16 protein-coding genes and 1 tRNA gene are annotated in these 15,067 nt (G+C 70.1%); 8 read left to right on the forward strand and 9 right to left on the reverse strand.

Annotated features, from left to right (window positions below; all coding sequences use genetic code 11):
- Window positions 1-86: 86 nt before the first annotated feature.
- Window positions 87-161: transfer RNA gene (locus tag AC1RN5_RS16155), tRNA-Gly, on the reverse strand.
- A gap of 109 nt (window positions 162-270) precedes the next feature.
- Entirely contained in the window at window positions 271-1,017 is a 747-nt protein-coding gene (locus AC1RN5_RS16160; RefSeq protein ID WP_421933678.1) for a DUF6065 family protein, read from the reverse strand.
- A gap of 78 nt (window positions 1,018-1,095) precedes the next feature.
- Here AC1RN5_RS16160 and AC1RN5_RS16165 point away from each other — a divergent pair, with 78 nt between their 5' ends.
- From AC1RN5_RS16165 to AC1RN5_RS16180, 4 genes are all read left to right on the forward strand, one after another.
- The gene (locus tag AC1RN5_RS16165; RefSeq protein ID WP_493042175.1) at window positions 1,096-1,617 is read left to right on the forward strand and encodes a prolyl-tRNA synthetase associated domain-containing protein; all 522 of its coding nucleotides are present in this window, start codon (window positions 1,096-1,098) and stop codon (window positions 1,615-1,617) included.
- A 69-nt stretch (window positions 1,618-1,686) separates the two neighbouring features.
- Window positions 1,687-2,583, forward strand: coding sequence for a tetratricopeptide repeat protein (locus AC1RN5_RS16170; RefSeq protein WP_493042176.1), 897 nt, complete (start codon window positions 1,687-1,689; stop codon window positions 2,581-2,583).
- Window positions 2,580-3,260 carry an LON peptidase substrate-binding domain-containing protein gene (locus AC1RN5_RS16175; RefSeq protein WP_421933681.1) on the forward strand — a complete coding sequence of 227 codons (681 nt, stop codon included), beginning with the start codon at window positions 2,580-2,582 and terminating at the stop codon, window positions 3,258-3,260. The genes AC1RN5_RS16170 and AC1RN5_RS16175 overlap by 4 nt, the downstream gene beginning before the upstream one ends.
- Before the next feature lie 10 nt (window positions 3,261-3,270).
- Window positions 3,271-3,471, forward strand: coding sequence for a Trm112 family protein (locus AC1RN5_RS16180; protein ID WP_493042177.1), 201 nt, complete (start codon window positions 3,271-3,273; stop codon window positions 3,469-3,471).
- Between the two features lie 22 nt (window positions 3,472-3,493).
- Here AC1RN5_RS16180 and AC1RN5_RS16185 read toward each other — a convergent pair whose 3' ends face one another.
- The 3 genes from AC1RN5_RS16185 to AC1RN5_RS16195 form a co-directional block, all read right to left on the reverse strand.
- The gene (locus AC1RN5_RS16185; RefSeq protein ID WP_493042178.1) at window positions 3,494-3,952 is read right to left on the reverse strand and encodes a chemotaxis protein CheW; all 459 of its coding nucleotides are present in this window, start codon (window positions 3,950-3,952) and stop codon (window positions 3,494-3,496) included.
- Window positions 3,952-5,883, reverse strand: a complete 1,932-nt coding sequence (locus AC1RN5_RS16190; RefSeq protein ID WP_493042179.1) for a methyl-accepting chemotaxis protein — start codon at window positions 5,881-5,883, stop codon at window positions 3,952-3,954. Before AC1RN5_RS16190 ends, AC1RN5_RS16185 begins: the two co-directional genes overlap by 1 nt.
- A gap of 373 nt (window positions 5,884-6,256) precedes the next feature.
- The gene (locus AC1RN5_RS16195; protein ID WP_493042180.1) at window positions 6,257-6,805 is read right to left on the reverse strand and encodes a P-loop NTPase family protein; all 549 of its coding nucleotides are present in this window, start codon (window positions 6,803-6,805) and stop codon (window positions 6,257-6,259) included.
- Between the two features lie 242 nt (window positions 6,806-7,047).
- Here AC1RN5_RS16195 and AC1RN5_RS16200 point away from each other — a divergent pair, with 242 nt between their 5' ends.
- Window positions 7,048-7,809 carry a class I SAM-dependent methyltransferase gene (locus tag AC1RN5_RS16200; protein ID WP_493042181.1) on the forward strand — a complete coding sequence of 254 codons (762 nt, stop codon included), beginning with the start codon at window positions 7,048-7,050 and terminating at the stop codon, window positions 7,807-7,809.
- Here AC1RN5_RS16200 and AC1RN5_RS16205 read toward each other — a convergent pair.
- Entirely contained in the window at window positions 7,806-9,059 is a 1,254-nt protein-coding gene (locus tag AC1RN5_RS16205; protein WP_493042182.1) for a UbiH/UbiF/VisC/COQ6 family ubiquinone biosynthesis hydroxylase, read from the reverse strand. The genes AC1RN5_RS16200 and AC1RN5_RS16205 overlap by 4 nt on opposite strands.
- A gap of 156 nt (window positions 9,060-9,215) precedes the next feature.
- Between AC1RN5_RS16205 and AC1RN5_RS16210 the strand changes: the two genes are divergently transcribed.
- From AC1RN5_RS16210 to AC1RN5_RS16220, 3 genes are read left to right on the forward strand one after another with little or no spacing between them, the layout of a single operon-like run.
- Window positions 9,216-10,319, forward strand: a complete 1,104-nt coding sequence (locus tag AC1RN5_RS16210; RefSeq protein WP_493042183.1) for an HlyD family secretion protein — start codon at window positions 9,216-9,218, stop codon at window positions 10,317-10,319.
- A 9-nt stretch (window positions 10,320-10,328) separates the two neighbouring features.
- Window positions 10,329-11,948, forward strand: a complete 1,620-nt coding sequence (locus AC1RN5_RS16215; RefSeq protein WP_493042184.1) for a DHA2 family efflux MFS transporter permease subunit — start codon at window positions 10,329-10,331, stop codon at window positions 11,946-11,948.
- The gene (locus AC1RN5_RS16220) at window positions 11,948-12,556 is read left to right on the forward strand and encodes a TetR/AcrR family transcriptional regulator (RefSeq protein WP_493042185.1); all 609 of its coding nucleotides are present in this window, start codon (window positions 11,948-11,950) and stop codon (window positions 12,554-12,556) included. The genes AC1RN5_RS16215 and AC1RN5_RS16220 overlap by 1 nt, the downstream gene beginning before the upstream one ends.
- Before the next feature lie 6 nt (window positions 12,557-12,562).
- Here AC1RN5_RS16220 and AC1RN5_RS16225 read toward each other — a convergent pair whose 3' ends face one another.
- The 3 genes from AC1RN5_RS16225 to fabB are packed head-to-tail and all read right to left on the reverse strand — an operon-like array spanning window position 12,563 to window position 15,064.
- Window positions 12,563-13,378 (reverse strand): enoyl-ACP reductase FabI, encoded by an 816-nt coding sequence (locus AC1RN5_RS16225; RefSeq protein WP_493042186.1) that lies wholly within the window; start codon window positions 13,376-13,378, stop codon window positions 12,563-12,565.
- 11 nt (window positions 13,379-13,389) lie between these two features.
- A complete protein-coding gene (locus AC1RN5_RS16230) occupies window positions 13,390-13,848 on the reverse strand; it encodes a GNAT family N-acetyltransferase (RefSeq protein WP_493042187.1) in 459 nt (152 codons plus the stop codon).
- Window positions 13,849-13,852: 4 nt separating this feature from the next.
- Entirely contained in the window at window positions 13,853-15,064 is a 1,212-nt protein-coding gene (gene fabB / locus AC1RN5_RS16235) for a beta-ketoacyl-ACP synthase I (RefSeq protein WP_493042188.1), read from the reverse strand.
- Window positions 15,065-15,067: the final 3 nt, after the last annotated feature.

The raw sequence follows: 15,067 nt of genomic DNA on the forward strand, positions 1-15,067 counted from the left end.
AGGTTCCATATCAGGGCCCGGTTCCGGTTCGCCGTCCCTTCCCCCGGATGGGGAGGTACGCCGGGCCTGCGGGTCGATCGAATTTCTGGAGCGGGCGAAGAGATTCGAACTCTCGACCCCAACCTTGGCAAGGTTGTGCTCTACCACTGAGCTACGCCCGCACTCCGTGAAACCGATCCCCTGTCAGGAATGGCCCCGAAATTCGAGAGCGGGCTTATGGCAGAGGGTCCGGGGCTTGGCAAGCGGGGCTGGCCTCTATTGGCGTCTTTCTCACCCCATGAACCGCGGCGCCTTGAGCCGGCGCTTGTTCACATGGTCCTTGGGAGCCTCGTTTTCGATCTCCGGCGGGAACTCGCCCTTGAAGTAATAGCGCTGCCAGGCGGCCTTGGTGGCCTCCGGATCGAGCTGGAAGATCTTCTTGTTGAACTCCGCCCGGTGCTTCTCCCAGACGTCGTACTGGTCGCGCAGTTCGGGGTTGCGGCTCATCGACTTGATCACCGGCTGGACCTCCGCGATCACCTTGTCCTGGGTCAGGGTGATGAAGCAGAAGGGCTCGCCCTTCTCGAACCGCACCACGCCGGGGCGGGTGAAGATCCAGTTCATCGTGAAGGGGAAGGGCAGCCAGTCGGTCTCCACCAGGCCGGCCAGGGGCTGGATGCCGTCCTTGACGTGGTTGGGGGGTCCCTGGGCGATCATCGACCAGCCCGGCGGGGTGCGGAACAGATAGCCCGGGTGGAAGGTCACCACCCCGTGGCTGAAGTGGCTCTTGGCGAAGTTGTGGAAGTCCGGGTGCGGGTGGTCGGTCTTGAGCTTGATATCCTCCTGCCGGGCCCCGCCGTTCCATTCGGCGGTGAAGGCCATGGGACAGAGGATCTCCCAGCCGGTGGTGTTGGCCATGGCCAGCGGCAGGCAGCGATAGGGGTGCCGCTCGGCGAAATGGTCCATCCAGGCCCGCTGCGGGCGGCCCGGCACGATTTCCGGCGGGCGTTCGGCGGTGGGGTAGCACTCAAGTTCCATGGCGGGCTCTCGACGCAAGTGACCAGTCTCTGGTCTAGCCAGCCTGTCGCGCCCGCGTCCAGTTCGGTATCAAGCCGAATGCTGACTCGCCCCGACCTGATCGCCTTCTTCGACGCCCACGGGATCGACCACGCCACCACCGAGCACGAGGCGGTGTTCCGGGTGGGGGAAGGCGAGGAGATCAAGCACGGCATCGCCGGCGCCCACAGCAAGAACCTGTTCCTGAAGGACGCCAAGGGCCGGCTGTGGCTGATCTCGGCCCAGGACACCACGGTGATCGACCTCAAGCGCCTGCACCCGGTGATCGGCTCGGCGAGGCTTTCCTTCGGCAGCGCAGAGCTGATGGCCGAGACCCTGGGGGTGACGCCGGGCTCGGTGACCGCCTTCGCGATGATCAACGACGCCGACCGCCGGGTGACCTTCGTCCTGGACCGGGCGCTGGCCCAGGCCGAACGGGTAAATTTTCACCCTCTCACCAACACCGCCACCACCACGGTCAGCCAGGCGGGGCTGCGGCGGTTCTTCCAGGCCCTGGGGATCACGCCCCTGGTGGTGGACTTCACGGCCATGGCTGTGGTCGAGGATGGTTTCGTCCGTTGAAGCGCGGGCCGCTTGGGACCATTTTAGGCGCCGAGACGTTCAACCCCCGGACGGGAAAGACTGCAGACCATGACCCTCATCGGTGAAACCGCGCCGGGCGCCGGCGGCGACCTCATCAAGGACGGCAGCGACGCGGGCTTCATGGCCGACGTGATCGAGGCGTCCAAGACCACGCCGGTGATCGTCGACTTCTGGGCGCCCTGGTGCGGCCCCTGCAAGCAGCTCGGCCCCTCCATCGAAAAGGCGGTGCTGGCGGCCAAGGGCAAGGTCAAGCTGGTGAAGATCGACATCGATCAGCACCCGCAGTACGCGGGTCAGCTGCGGGTGCAGTCGATTCCCGCGGTGTTCGCCTTTTCCGGCGGCCAGCCCATCGACGGGTTCATGGGCGCCCTGCCCGACAGCCAGGTGAAACAGTTCGTCGACCGCATCGCCGGCCAGGCGCCGGCCAACGAGACCGACGCGTTGCTGGCCATGGCCAAGGAGTCCCTGGAGCTCGGCGACCTGGGCGGCGCGGCCCAGGCCTTCGCCCAGGTGCTGCAGGGCGACCCCGCCAACGCCAAGGCGCTCGGGGGCCTGGCCCGGGTCTATCTGCAGGGCGGCGAGCCCGAGCGGGCCCGCGAGATCGCCGACATGGCCCCGGAAGGCGCCAAGGACCCCGACCTGGACAGCGTGCGCGCCGCGCTCGCCCTGGCCGACGCCGCGCCGGAGGAGACCTCCGACCTGGAGAAGCGCCTGGCCGCCGACGCCAATGACCACCAGGCCCGCTATGAGATCGCCACGGCGCTCGCCGGCCGCGGCGCCTGGGAGGCGGCGTCGGACCATCTGCTGAAGATCATCGAGGCCGACCGCGCCTGGAACGACGAGGCGGCCCGCAAGCAGCTGATCACCATCTTCGAGGCCGCGGGGCCCGGCTCCGACGTGGCCCGGTCGGGGAGGCGGCGGCTGTCGTCGATCCTGTTCTCATGAAGGGCGAACGCGCCGTCCCCGGCGGCTACCAGAGCCCGGGCGACCTGCCGCAGGTGATCCCGGTCTTTCCCCTGGACGGCGCCATGCTGCTGCCCGGCGGTGAGCTGCCCCTGCGCATCTTCGAGCCCCGCTATCTGAACCTGATCGACGATGTCATGGCCGGCGACCGCATGATCGGCATGGTCCAGACCCGGCCCGGCGGCGAGCGCTCGCGGCCCAACCTGGCCCATGTCGGCTGCGCCGGGCGCATCACCAGCTTCAACGAGACCTCCGACGGCACCTATCTCATCACCCTGACCGGGGTCTGCCGCTTCGAGGCCGGCGAGGAGCTGCCGGTGAAGACCCCCTATCGCCAGGTGCGCACCGCCTTCGCCCCCTTCTTCGGCGACCTGGCCGACGAGGAGGTCGATCCCGACGAGTTCGACCGCAAGCGGTTCGCCAAGGCGCTCAAGAAGTACCTGAATCGCCGCGAGCTGGACATCGACTGGGACACCGCCGAGACCGCGCCCCTGGAGAGCCTGGTCACCAGCCTGGCCATGGGCCTGCCCTTCGAACCCTTGGAGAAACAGGCCCTGCTGGAGGCGCCGACCCTCATCGAGCGGGTGGATGCGCTCACCACCCTGCTGGAGATCGACGCCCTGGAAGACGGCGATGACGCCGGCCATTCCATGCAGTAGGGATGGCGTCATGACCCAGCCCCTCCCCGCCCTCACCGCCGAGATCGACCCGCGCCTGCTGGAGATCCTCGTCTGCCCGGTGACCCACGGGCCGCTCACCTACGACCGCGAGCGGGGCGAGCTGGTCTCCAAGTCGGCCAGGCTGGCCTATCCCATCCGCGACGGGGTGCCGATCATGCTGCCGGAAGAGGCCCGGGACCTGACCGACTAGGTCGGCCCCGGACTCCGCATCGTCAGGCCGCCTGCGCCGGCTCGGCCGGCATCAGGGACTCCACCACCAGACGGCTGAGCATCCGCCCCTCCAGGGGGATGATGGCGTCGACGAAGACCTCGCTGGAGGTGGCGTCCATGTGCGGCGGCGTCTGCAGGATGCTGGAATCGACCATGAAGGTCTCCTGGACCGCGTCCACCAGCAGCCCCGCCAGGCGGGGACCATGCTGGACCACCACATTGACGTGGCGCGAGGAGGGATCGGTCACCCCCAGCCCCAGGCGGCTGCGCAGGTCGATCACCGGCATGACCGCGCCGCGCAGGTTGATCACCCCCTGGATGTAGGTCGGGGTGTGGGGCATGGCCGTGGCGGGGGTCCAGCCGCGGATCTCGCGCACCGAGCGGATGTCGATGCAGAAGGACTGGCCGCCGATCTCGAAGGAGATCAGCTCCAGCACCCCGCCCGAAGCCAGGGCCTCCATCAGAACTCTTCCCATTCATTGGTCGAGGGCGCCGGGGCCATGGCCGCGGCCAGGCGGCCCTGGGCGCGGGCCACCGGATTGGCGGCCGGGGCGTGGCGGCCCGGCTGGGCGACCACCGGCCGGGCGGCGGCCCTGGGCGTCCGCCTCCCGGTCTGGAAGCGGGACACCAGGTGGGTGAGGTCGTCGGCCTCGGAGCGCAGGCTGGAGGCGGCCGCGGTGGCCTGCTCCACCATGGCGGCGTTCTGCTGGGTGACCTGGTCCATCTGGTTGACGGCGGTGTTGACCTGGGCGAGGCCGGTGGCCTGCTCCTGCGACGACTGGGCGATCTCGGAGATCAGGGTGTCGATCTCGGTCACCCGGGTGACGATGGCGCTCAGGGCCTCCCCGGTCTCCCCCACCAGCCTGACTCCGCGCTCCACCTGGGAGGAGGAGGAGGCGATCAGGGTCTTGATCTCCTTGGCGGCCTCGGCGGACCGCTGGGCGAGCGCGCGGACCTCGGAGGCCACCACGGCGAAGCCCTTGCCGGCGTCGCCGGCGCGGGCGGCCTCGACCCCGGCGTTCAAGGCCAGGAGGTTGGTCTGGAAGGCGATCTCGTCGATGACGCTGATGATCTGGGTGATCTGGCCCGAGCTCTCCTCGATCTCCCCCATGGCTGAGACGGCCTCATTGACCACCTCGCCCGAGCGGGCGGCGTCGGTGCGGGCGGTGGCGGCGGCGGCGGAGGCCTGCTTGGCGCCCTCGGCGCTGCGGCGCACGGTGGCGGTGATCTGATCCAGGGCCGCGGCGGTCTCCTCCAGGCTGGCGGCCTGCTGCTCGGTGCGCCGCGACAGGTCGTCGGAGGCCGTGGCGATCTCGTCGGACCCGCCCTTGATGCCGTCGGTGGCGCTGCTGATGGCCCCCATGGCCTCCTCCAGGCTGTCGACGGCGGCGTTGAAGTCCTTCTTGATCTGCAGGTACTGGCCGGTGAATTCCGCCTCGATGCGGGAGGTCAGGTCCCCCTGGGCCAGGCGGCCGAGATTGGCCGCCAGGGTGGAGACCACCATGGCCTGCTCGGCCTCGACCTTCTTGCGTTCGGCCTCGGTCATCACCCGTTCGGTCTCGGCGGCGGACCGCAGTTCCGTGGCCTCCGTCTCCAGCGCCCGAGCCCGCAGGCCGTTGTCCTTGAACACCTGGACGGCCTTGGCCATCAGGCCCACCTCGTCGCCGCGGGCCTGGCCGTCCACCTCGACCTCCAGGTCGCCGCCCGCCAGGCGCCGCATGTGCTCGGCCAGGCGGTTGAGGGGACGGGAGATCTTGCCATTGGCGATCCACATGCCGACGGCCAGGCCGCCGCCGATGCCGGCCACCGCCATCACGATGTTGGCCATCACCGTCCGGCGACCGGCCGCCGCGAGTTCGGCCGTCATCTTTTGATCGGCGTTGGCGGAGATTTCATTGAAGGCGCGCAGATCCGCCGTCAGGGCCGCGATCTTGGGATCGAGCGCCATCATGACGGCGTTGGCCTCGGCCGCCTGGTTCTGGAGCCCCAGGGCGACGGCCTGGCCGCCCCCGGCGACGACCTCCTCGGCCCGGGTCCGGAATTCGGCGATCTTGCCGGCGTCCTTCGGCTCCAGCTTGGCGGCCTTGTCGAGGTTGGCGCGCAGCTTGGCCACGGACTCCTCATAGGCGGCCTTGGCCGCCTGGGCCTCGGCCCCCGCGCCGTCATAGGCGATGGTGCGGTAGGCGGCGTAGCCGATCTGATTGATCTGCCGGTTGGCTCGCGAGATCTCCAGCGCTGACGGCGCGCTGTGCTGGGTGAGGCTCCCATAGGCCTTCTCCGCCTTCATCATCTCCAGGCTGCTGAAGGCGGCCGAGGCGGCGAAGGCGATCGACACCACGAGCAAGGCGGTCAGGATCTTGGCGGAAATCTTCCAGTCATCGAGAAACGTCATGTCGCACCCTTGAAGTCATCGCGGCGGTCCGGCGCGCTGGCGCGCGGGAAACGGTCGCCAGGTCGACTGATCCAAGGGCTTGGTATACGCGGCGTTAATACTAGGTGATCACAAGTAATGCCCGGCGCCGCTACTCTCCCCGGATTGAGTATAGCGCCGCCCTACCCTGGAGTTGCGCACCGTCGCGGGCCGCAATTCCAGGTGCGACCAGGTCAGGCGGCGGGGGCGATGTCGGCCGCGGCGTTTTCGGGACGCGGCAAGGGATGCCGGCGCAGAGGCGAGGTTGCGGTCCGTCTCGGCCGAGACCGCCGCGGGCGGGACGGCCAACCGCCAAGGGGCGTGGCCTCCCGCGACGTTGCGCCGCAAGCCGCCCTCAGGCGCGGGCGGCGGCCGAGAGCACCCGGGCCACGCTCGCCTCCACCGACGGCGCGTCGCCGATCTCCAGCACCGGGCAGGCGAGGGTCGAAAGCCAAGCCTTGTGGCTGGGCAGGCTCCGGCCGCCGTTGGAGCCGTCGTCATAGCCCCGCGACCAGGTCATGAACGTCTCATGCGCTTCATGCATGTCGCCCCCGGGTAGGATCCGGTCGCCATAGCGGACGCGTTCACGGGCCAGGCTGCGGGCCATGCGGATCTCGGGGTCGAGATAGAGGAAGACCACCAGGTCGAACCGGTCGGCCACCTCCAGCCCCCAGGACAGCAGGGAGCCGGAGATCACCCAGCCGCCATCCGCCGGCAGGGCGGCCTTCAACATCGGCAGCCGCTCATCCTGCGGCCGCTGCGTCGTGAAGGGCGGCTCGGTGGGGAGCCAGAAGAAGCTGTCGCTGTCGTGGTGCGGCAGGCCCATCGCCTGGGCCAGGGCGGCGCCGAGGGTGGTGGTTCCCGAGCCCGAGGCCCCGACGATGTGGATGCGCCGTGCGGTCATGGTCCCCCTCCCCTCGCCACCCGATAGCGAGGGCCGCGGGGCCGCGCAATTGACAGGTCCGGCCCCTCCGCGCACCGTCGCGGTCTCATCTTCAGATCGGGAGGCGGTTTCATGAAGGCTCGTTCGTCCACGCGGACCGCCCCGGGCGCCTAGCGCCCCATCCAGCGTCCGCAGGTTTTCGCGCGCCGGCCGCCTCGAGCGGACCCCGGCGCATGCCTGACACCTCGCGACGACGAGACATCATGACCGACACCCTCAACCGCTACGGAAGCCTCTGCGCGGAGATCTACGACCTGGACAAGCCGGTCGGGTCGCTGTTCGACATCCCCTACTACCAGAACCGCCTGAAGCCCCTGGACGGCCCCGTCCTCGAGGCCGCCGTGGGGACCGGCCGGCTGTTCATCCCCCTGCTGGAGGCGGGCCTCGACATGGTGGGGTTCGACCATTCGGCCGAGATGCTGGCGGTCTGCCGGCGCAACGCCGAGGCCCGCGGCCTGGCGCCGGACCTCGCCCAGGCGCGATTCCAGGACTTCGCCTTCGACCGGGCCTTCGCCGCCATCATCGTTCCGGCCAGTTCCCTCATTTTGGTGGATGACTTCGACGCGGCCCTGGCGGTGCTGGAGCGTTTCCGCGACGCCCTGGCCCCCGGAGGCCTTCTCCTGGTCGACCTGCCGCCCCTGAGCTTCCTCGAGGCCCCAGGCGGGGTGCGCAGCTGGACCGCGGCCAACGGCGACCTGCTGCGGCTGAATTCCCAGCGGGTGGAGACCGATCCCCTCGGCCAGCGGCGGGTCAATCACGACACCTATGAACGGTGGCGCGACGGCCGGCTGCTGGAGAGCCAGCTCGAGCTCTTCGCCTATCGGGTCTGGGGGATGCGGGAGTTCCAGATGGCCCTGGCCGTGGCCGGCTTCGTCGACATCGAGGTCAGCGCCAACTATCGGCCAGGCCGCGCGCCCCGGTCCGGGGACGGCATGCTCAACTTCGCGGCGCGGCGCTCCGGCTAGAGCGCCTCGCCCCGCAACAGCCGGGGCAGGTCCCCCAGGGCTCCGCCCGCGTCGTTCATGAAGAAGCGGCGGGCGGGGCCGATGCGGTTGACCGCGGCCATGCCCGCGCCGCGCGCCAGGCGCAGCAGGGGATTGTCGTTGGAGAACAGCCGCACGAAGAGGTCGCAGGCGGCCACCACCGAGATGTTGTCGAACCGCCGCCAGCGGGCGTAGCGCTCCAGCACCACCTCCGAGCCGATGTCCTCCCCCAGGCGGGCGGCGTCCACCAGCACCTGGGCCAGGGCCGCCGCGCCCTTCAGCCCCAGGTTCAGCCCCTGGCCGGCGATGGGATGGATGCCGTGGGCGGCGTCCCCCAGCAGGGCGGCGCGCGGCGCGCACATGCGCTCGGCCAGCTGCAGGGACAGGGGATAGGTGAAGACCGGTCCCATCACCTGGGCCTCGCCGAGCAGGGCGCCGAACCGGCGCTGCAGGTGGGCGTGGAACACCTCCGGGCGGGCCGACTTCAGGGCCTGGGCCTTGGCGGTGGGTTCGGTCCAGACCAGGCTCGCCCGGTCCTCGGTGAGCGGCAGGATGGCGAAGGGGCCGCCCGGCAGGAAATATTCGTGGGCCACGCCCTCATGAGGCCGTGAAAGTTTCACCGTCGCCACCACGCCGGTCTGGGCGTAGGCCCAGCCGAGGGAATTGATCCCGGCGGCGGCGCGCACAACCGAGGCGCGGCCCTCGGCGCCCACCACGAGGGGAGCGGTCAGGACCCGGCCGTCCTCCAGGGCGACCCGGGCGCGATCGGTCTCGAAACTGACCTGGGCCACCCGGGCGGGGGCCAGAACCGTGATACCGGCCTTCTCCACCGCCGTGGCCAGGGCGGCGCGGGAGCGGCGGTTCTCCAGCAGGTAGCCCAGGGGCTCGCCGTCGGAACGATCGGCGATCTCGGCGGAGTCGAAGCGCAGGTAGAACGGTGAAGGCTTTCCCGCCGAGGCGCCGGGGCTGCGGCCGTCGGTCACCAGGATCTGCTCGATCCGCTGGGCGTGGGGCTCGATGTCCTGGGCCAGGCCCAGCGCCCGCCATTGCCGGAAGCTGGCGTAGGCGATGGCCGAGGAGCGGCCGTCGAAGGTCGGCGCCAGCTGGGCGTCGAAGACGATGGGGTCGATGAGGATCGGGGTCAGTCCGCCCTGCTTCAGGGCCAGCGCCAGGGTGGCCCCGGCCATGCCGGCCCCGGCGATGATGACGTCGGCGTCGAAGGTCTCGCTCATGGGCCGATATGCCGACGATCGGGCCGGGGCGTCCAGCCCCTCCGCCGGGGCGCCTGTTTTTTGGACGCATGCGTCCATTTATCCGTTGCCAAGCTGGCGCGACGCCTATCTGCTGTTTCTTGGACCCGTGGGTCCAGGTTTGCGGGGACTTCACCGATGGCCGGCTTGCCGAGATCCCGACTTGTCCCCCTCGCCGTCGGCGGGGTGGTGGCCCTGGCGCTGATCGTCGGCGGCGGGATCTGGTGGACGAGCAAGCAGCGCTACGAGTCCACCGACAACGCCTTCATCGCCGCCGACAAGGTGGTGGTGGCCCCCCAGGTGGACGGCTATGTCGCCCAGGTCCTGGTGGAGGACAACCAGAGGGTCGCCGCCGGCCAGGTCGTGGCCCGGCTGGACGCCGCCTCGCTGCAGGCCAAGCTCGCCCAGGCCATCGCCAACGCCCAGGCCCTGGACGCCGCGGTGCAGGGGGTGGACGACAAGTCGGCCCTGGAGACCGCCATGATCGCCCAGAAGGCGGCCGGGGTGGATTCGGCCCACGCCCAGGCCCAGATGGCCGCCTCCGAACTCAGTCGCTATGGGGCGCTGGCCCAACAGGGCTGGGTCTCGCCGCAGCGGGCCCAGTCGGCCAAGGCCGCCGCCGGCACCGCCGAGGCCGGGGTCGCCCAGGCCCAGGCCACCTTGGAGGCCGAGCGGCGCGCCGCCGCCGCCCTGGGCTCGGCGCGGGCCCAGACGCTCGCCCAGGCCCAGGCCGCCCACGCCGCGGTCGACGCCGCCCGCATCGATGTCTCCCGCACCGAGATCCGCGCCCCAGTCGCCGGGGTGGTGGGCGCCAAGTCGGTGCGGCCGGGCCAGTATGTCCGGCCCGGCTCGGCCCTGATGAGCATCGTGCCGCTGGGCCAGGCCTATGTGGTGGCCAATTTCAAGGAGACCCAGGTCTCGCGCCTGCGGGTCGGCCAGCCGGTGGAGATCCGCGCCGACGCCTTCGGCCGCCAGACCATTCGCGGCCACATCGACAGCTTCGCCCCGGCCACGGGGTCGGAGTTCGCCCTGATCCCGGTGGAGAACGCCGTGGGCAACTTCACCAAGATCGCCCAACGCCTGCCGGTGAAGATCGCCGTCGATCCCAAGGAGCCCCTGGCCGGCGCCCTGCGGCCGGGCCTGTCGGTGGCGGTCAAGGTCGACGTGCGCCAGGACACCGGCCAGGGCTTCGCCGACGCCACGCCGGACACCGAGCTCGCCCGCCGCGGCGTCTCGCGCTAGGCGCCCGCCGTGGCCGACGCCGCCGCCATCGACCGTCCCCCGCAACCGGCGCCCCCCGGCGGCCACCTCACCAAGACCGGCGAGATCGACTGGCTGAAGGTCTTCCTGGGCTTCGGCGGCATGGTGATCGGCCAGTTCATGGCCGTGCTGGACGTCCAGATCGTCGCCTCGTCGCTCTCGCAGATCCAGGCCGGGGTCGGCGCCAGCTCCGACGAGATCAGCTGGGTGCAGACCATCTACCTGCTGGCCGAGGTGGTGATGATCCCGCTCACCGCCTACTTCTCCAAGATGTGGGGCACGCGGCCCTTCTTCATGGCCGCCACCGTGACCTTCGTCGTCGCCTCGATCCTCACGGGCCTGTCCACCACCTTCGAGATGATGATCGTCACCCGCGCCCTGCAGGGCCTGGCCGGGGGCGCCATGATCCCCCAGGTCTTCGCCGCGGCCATGACCGTCTTCCCCCTCGAGCGCCGGGTCACGGCCAATGTTGTGGTGGGCCTGATCGTCACCCTGGCGCCCACGGTGGGCCCGACCATCGGCGGCCACCTGACCGAGGCCCTCGGCTGGCGATGGCTGTTCTACATCAACGTCATCCCGGGCCTGCTCTCCCTGTTCCTGGTGGGCCGCTACGCCAATTTCGACAAGGGAGACCCCTCCCTGGCCAAGGGGATCGACTGGACGGGCCTGGTCCTGATGGCAGTCTTCCTGCTCAGCATGCAGTACGTGCTGGAGGAGGGCGCGGGCGACGGCTGGCTGAAGGACGACAAGATTCTCTGGCTCACCGTCCTGTCGGTGCTGGCCGGCGCGGCCTTCACCTGGCGGCAGCTCACCTATCGCCAGCCCATCGTCTCCCTGGCGCCCTTCACCGACCGCAACTTCGCGCTCGGCACGGTGATGAACTTCGTCTCCGGGATGAGCCTCTATTCCGGCACCTTCGTCCTGCCCCTCTACCTGGCGCAGATCCGCGGCTATTCCCCCGGCCAGGTGGGCACCACCATGCTGGTCTCGGGCCTGACCATGTTCCTGGCCGCCCCCATCGCGGGACGGGTGATCCGCACCATGGACCTGCGAATCGGCCTGGTGCTGGGCTTTTCCCTGGTGGGGGTCGGGCTGGGCCAAGGCCTGCACGTCGGCGCCGACTGGGGCTTCAACGAGTTCCTGGTGCTGCAGATCTGCCGGGGCCTGGGGGCGATGATCGCCATGATCGCCGCCTCCCAGATGAGCATCTCCACCCTGCCGCTCACCCTGATGAAGGACGGTTCGGGCCTGCTGAACCTGATCCGCAACATCGGCGGGGCCGTGGGCCTGGCCATGGTGACCACCATCCTGGCCCATATGAGCGCCGTCCACCTGGCCGAGCTGTCGGCCTCGCTGAACAGCGGCAGCCTCGAGGCCCAGACCATGATGACCCAGTTCACCGCCATGATGCAGGCCTCCGGCGCCCTGGATCCCGAGGGGGGCATGCGCAAGCTGATGGGGATGATGCTGCGGCGCGAGGCCCTGGTGATGGCCTTCGCCGATGTCTTCATGTTCCTGACCGCCGGCTGCGTCATCGCCATCGGCCTGGCCCTCCTGGCCAAGCCGGCGCCGGCCATCCCGCAGGCGCCCCCCGGCGGCGGGGGCCACTGATGCCGCGGATCGCCGGACAGATCGACCTGGCCAAGGGCGAGGCCATCCTGGACGCCGCCATCGGCGTCCTGGCCGAGCGCGGCCTGGCCGCCTCCATGGAGGAGATCGCCCGCCGCGCCGGGGTCTCCAAGCAGACCATCTACAATCACTACGGCTCCAAGGCCGAGCTGATCGCGGCCCTGGTGGACCGCCGGGTGACCGACATCACCGCCCCGCTGGAGATGCCCGGCGCCGACGAGCATCCGGAGGAGGCCCTGGCCGGCTTCGCCAGGATCATGCTGCAGGCCCTGGTCAATCCCCGCGCCACCGCCCTGATGCGGCTCTACATCCAGGGGGCCGGCGAGGCGCCGGAAGTGGCGCGCGCGGTGTTCGAGGCCGGGCCCAAGGCGTCACGTGCCCGCCTGGCCGCCTTCCTGACCCGGGAGACCGCCGCCGGGCGGCTGGCCGCCGACGACCCGGCCCAGGCTGCGGAGTTCTTCGGCGGCATGGTGGCCGGCACCTACCAGCTGGCCGAACTGCTGGGGGTCGACCGGGGCCTCACCGAGCCCCAGATCGACCACATCGCCGCCGAAGCCGCGCGGCGCTTCCTGCGGGCCTATTCGGTCTGACCGGCCCTACTCGGCCCCGAAGTCGTCGGGTAGGCCGATCATGTGGAAGCCGGCGTCCACATGGACCACCTCGCCGGTGGTGGAGCGGCCGAGGTCCGAGAGCAGCCACAGCGCCGTCCCGGCCACCCCCTCCATGGAGGTGTCCTCCTTCAGGGCCGACATGGCCCGGCCCTGGGAGAGCTTCTCGCGGCCCCCGGCGATGCCGGCCAGGGACAGGGTGCGCATGGCACCGGCCGAGATGGCGTTGACCCGGATCTTGGCGGGGCCCAGGTCGCGGGCGGCGTAGCGGGTGGCCGCCTCCAGGCCCGCCTTGGCCACCCCCATGGTGTTGTAGTTGGGGATCACCCGCTCGGCGCCCAGATAGGTCATGCAGATGATCGAGCCGCCGTTGGGCATCAGCCGCGAGGCGCGGCGGGCGCAGTCGACGAAGCTGTAGACCGAGATGTCCATGGCCTGGAGGAAGCCGGCCCGGGTGGTGTTCTCCACGAAGGAGCCCTTGATCTCGTCGCGGGGGGCGAAGGCGATGGAGTGAACGAAGAAGTCCAGGGTCCCGAAGGCCGCCTCGACCCCGGCGAAGGCCGCGTCCATCTGGGCGTCGTCGGTGACGTCCACCGGCAGGACGGTCCCCACCCCGATGGAGTCGGCGAGCGGTTGGACGCGGCGCTCCATGCCCGGCAGGTGCAGGAAGGCCAGCTCCGCGCCCTGGGCGGCCAGCTGGGCGGCGATCCCCCAGGCGATGGACTGGTGGTTGGCGACGCCGATGACGACGCCCTTCTTGCCCTTCATCAGGTCGCCCCTGGGCAGGTCATAGTCCTCGGCCACGGCGGGTTCTCCTAAAGTTTGATGCGGTAGCCCACGTGGCTCTGCTCGAAGCCGAGCCGGTCGTAGAAGCGGTGGGCGTCGGCGCGGGTCTTGTGGGTGAAGAGCTCGACGGCCTGACAGCCGCGGGCGCGGGCGGTTTGCAGAGCCCATTCAATGAGTTGGCCGCCAAGGCCCTGGCTGCGCAGGGCGGTGTCCACGCGGACGCCCTCGATGAGGGCCAGGTCGGCGCCCTGGTTGGAGAGGCCGGGGATGAAGGTCATCTGCAGGCAGCCCACCACGGCCCCGTCCAGCTCCGCGACGGTTAGGATATTACCGTCGCTAGCCTCGATGCGGTCGAAGGCGGCGTAGTAGTTGTCGGGCAGCGGGTCCTCGAACCGCTCGCGGCCCGAGCCCAGGGGATCGTCGGCCAGCAGCTGGACGATCCGCGCCACGTCCTGCCGGCGGGCGGGACGGAAGACCGCGGCGCCCAAGCCCCTAGACCCGGCCCATCACCAGGCAGCCGTTGGTGCCGCCGAAGCCGAAGCTGTTGGACATCACCGTCTCCACCTGCTGGTCCAGGCGCTTGCGCAGGATCGGCAGGTCGGCGAAGGCGGGGTCGAGGTTCTCGATGTGGGCGCTCTCGGCCAGGAAGCCGTTGTTGAGCATCAGCAGGGAATAGATCGCCTCCTGGGCGCCGGCGGCCCCCAGGCTGTGGCCGGTGAGGGACTTGGTCGAGGAGATGTAGGGCGCCTTGTCCCCGAACACCGAACGCACGGCCTCCATCTCCTTGAGGTCGCCCACCGGGGTCGAGGTGCCGTGCGGGTTGAGGTAGTCGATCTTGCGGCCGCCCAGGTCGGCCATGGCCAGGTTCATGCAGCGCGCCGCGCCCTCGCCGGAGGGGGCGACCATGTCGAAGCCGTCGGAATTGGCGGCGTAGCCGAGGATCTCGCCATAGATCTTGGCCCCGCGGGCCTTGGCGTGCTCGTACTCCTCCAGCACCACGATGCCGGCGCCGCCGGCGATCACGAAGCCGTCGCGGGCCGCGTCATAGGCGCGGCTGGCCACCGCCGGGGTCTCGTTGAAGTTGGAGCTCATGGCGCCCATGGCGTCGAAGAGCACGCTGAGGGTCCAGTCGAGCTCCTCGGTCCCGCCCGCGAAGACCACATCCTGCTTGCCCATCAGGATCTGCTCGTAGCCGACCCCGATGCAGTGGGTGGAGGTGGCGCAGGCCGAGGAGATGGAGAAGTTCAGCCCCTTGATCTTGAACCAGGTCGACAGCGTCGCCGAGGGGCCCGAGCTCATGGCCTTGGGCACGGCGAAGGGGCCGACCCGCTTGGGACCGCGGGTCTTGGCGGTTTCGGCCGCCTCGATGATGGACCGGGTGGAGGGGCCGCCGGAGCCGACGATCAGGCCGGTGCGCACATTGGAGACATCGGCCTCCGCAAGGCCCGAGTCGGCGATCACCTGTTCCATGGCGATGTGGGCGAAGCCGGTGCCCTGGGCCAGGAAGCGGGCCGCGCGGCGGTCCACCATGGACTCCCAGTCCACGTCGGGCTTGGCCTGGACCTGGCTGCGGAAACCGAGCTCCGCATAGTCCGGGGCGAAGGAGATCCCCGACTTGGCCTCGTGCAGCGAGGCGAGGACCTCGTTGGCGTTGGCGCCAATCGAGGAGACGATACCGATACCCGTGACGACGACGCGACGCATGTT

The sequence above is a fragment of the Phenylobacterium sp. GW821-FHT12F10 genome, from assembly GCF_058806695.1.